Below are 2319 nucleotides of genomic sequence, written 5' to 3' on the forward strand. Positions count from 1 at the left end.
TCCAAATGACATGCACATATCTATTTCCTCAAATTATTTAATGTATTTTTCGTGCGTAATACGAATAATAATACTCCTGTAATCTTTGTCAAGTTACATTGCGACGCCACCCATTCGGGATGGCTAAAACTTTCCGGAGAAAGGCAAAAGGAAGCTTGTAATCAGAGAAGGGAGGTTTTGAAATTCTTATGATGTCAGTTCGGGCGCACTCCGCGCCCTCTGCTACTGGTGAAAGCACTGCAAACTGAAAGTTTGCATAAGTGCGCATTTCATGGAATGCACGCTTCCGCGTTTCTATGAAACAGGTACTAACCGATGAAGGCTAATAGCCTATGTTCGACATATGGGAATAAATCAATGTTGTACATAATGCCGTCCCATCTTCGAATTCTCTGACGAACTCGAACACGTGTTTTAGGTGGGATTCTCCAGTGGGCTTTTTTACGTCCTCGCTGTGGTCGTTCCGTGACTGCGTGCCCTCGCACCGGCAACGTCCTCGCTTCGTTCGTTATCGCCAAATCGCTTCGTCCGCCTTCTCCTCGTTGTCGAAGCTCCTCCTCGTCGTCGTTGTCCTTGCTATGTGGCTCTACGTGTCGTGTAGTTAGTAAGTCGTAGTAAGATTTTTTACTGTAGGCGAACTTGTAGAGCATTTCGAGATATGGCAAATCTTCTAATGGCATATCATCTGTCATTGTGTCAGGGATTTTGACACCCCATAGCAGACCAAAAGAACCTGTTAAACGCTTGCCCTTGAGAACCTTAAACGCTTCCCAAGTCTTTTCAACGGACAGATCGCCAAACTTTAAAGCATACTTACAGACTTCAGCAGCCGCTTTGCTATAACCGTAACCTTTTTCTTTTTTTGCCCTACGGACGTCGACAACCATCGAATCCCCAGTAAGGCTATGCCAATATTCTGAAAATTCTTGCTGATCAATCCAATTATCGACTAAAGCGAACATATGAATATGAGGATGCCATTCACCTGTTTTTTCATTGAATGTATTTTCATATGAATACATAGCACCTTGAACCTTACAGAACTCGTTAAAACCTCGACCCTTCTTCTCATAGTCCCTACGACGATCTAGGAGCTTCCTAAAGGACTTCATGAGATGTTCAGAGCGTTCTGCTAGGTCAGAACCATTTTTAACGGTGAGCGTGATTAGAACGGGCTTTAGCTTGCGATTTTCTTGCAGGACTTGGTCAATACGTTCAACGTATTTTTGGATAGCACGAGAAGCACGAATGGCAGCACAGAAAGGACAAAGCAAATGCTGTCCGCAAGTACGGAGTTTAGAAAGCTTAACTTCGCCTATTGTGTAAAAATTTTTGAATAGCAGATAATTTCCGCATTCATTCAATTTCTGAGCAGATTTTAGAGCTTTGATAGATTCTTCGTTTTTAACGTCTTTTTCATAGTTCTCTTTAAACTTAGCCAGGGTAAATAAATAATTTTCCTGATTCTTAGCCCTATGTTTCAAAGTCGCAAAACGTGTTATTCTATCCCTGTGTTGATCTGCGTTTGCAGATTGCAAAGCCTGTATTTCTCCGCCCGCCAAAGCTTCTGAAATATGGGCTTTTTTATTGTCTTTTTTAAGCAATTTTTGTCCCCACTTTAATCAATAGTATCAAGTAAAAGAAAAAACAGCGAGAAGCTTCGCTAACTCACTGTTTTTTTTCACGTTTCACATTGCTTCTGCTAAAACAGGCTTTGCACCTTTTCGAACATAAAAAACAACATTACGACCTACGGCCATAGCACCGCAGGAGATAGAAATTACTTTATTTTTTAGTGGCTGGTAGAGGGTAGCGTCATCAACAGTTAGATCGACAAGTTCGTGTTTAATCTCTCCGTTTGGTAGTTCCAACGAACCAAGAATTTGTACCTTGTCACGCGCTTCGTACTCTTTCCCATCTTTACCCTTACCACCGTCCATACGGAAAGCATTAATTAGAGTTCCTTGTAAGTTGATCATTATGAGTTACTCACTAAAGTTTGAATAATTGCGTCCTGAAGGTACTTTTCAGCTTCTGTACTTAGTTCTGTGTTTTTAATCATTAAATCCATATCGGTAATAACATCCTTATCGTCAGCGAACCCATTATTAATGGCTTGGTTGTAAGCGACGGAATATGAAATAAAAGCTTCAGGTAAATATTGATTAATAAGCTTTAGGACTAAAGCATTGCGATTCATATTCATATGATGAGCAATAGCATCTAAAGCCTCAATAACGTGTACTGGAGCTTTAGTAGTGAAAGGTTTAATTTCAGGCTTAGAATCAGAAGTCTGTTCGTTAGCATTCATTTCATATT

3 protein-coding genes are annotated in these 2319 nt (G+C 40.6%); all 3 read right to left on the reverse strand.

Features of this window, described 5'->3' with window-relative positions:
• Nucleotides 1–308 precede the first annotated feature (308 nt).
• Nucleotides 309–1604 (reverse strand): protein rep, encoded by a 1296-nt coding sequence (locus BFN00_RS11060; protein ID WP_071851672.1) that lies wholly within the window; start codon nucleotides 1602–1604, stop codon nucleotides 309–311.
• Nucleotides 1605–1688: 84 nt separating this feature from the next.
• Entirely contained in the window at nucleotides 1689–1979 is a 291-nt protein-coding gene (locus BFN00_RS11065; RefSeq protein ID WP_071851674.1) for a hypothetical protein, read from the reverse strand.
• Nucleotides 1979–2319, reverse strand: a 341-nt coding sequence (locus tag BFN00_RS15970; RefSeq protein ID WP_171260796.1) for a hypothetical protein, incomplete at its 5' end; no start/stop codon positions are given. The genes BFN00_RS15970 and BFN00_RS11065, both read right to left, overlap by 1 nt.

The sequence above is a fragment of the Acinetobacter sp. AR2-3 genome (assembly GCF_001878775.1).
Taxonomy (GTDB): domain Bacteria; phylum Pseudomonadota; class Gammaproteobacteria; order Pseudomonadales; family Moraxellaceae; genus Acinetobacter; species Acinetobacter lwoffii_D.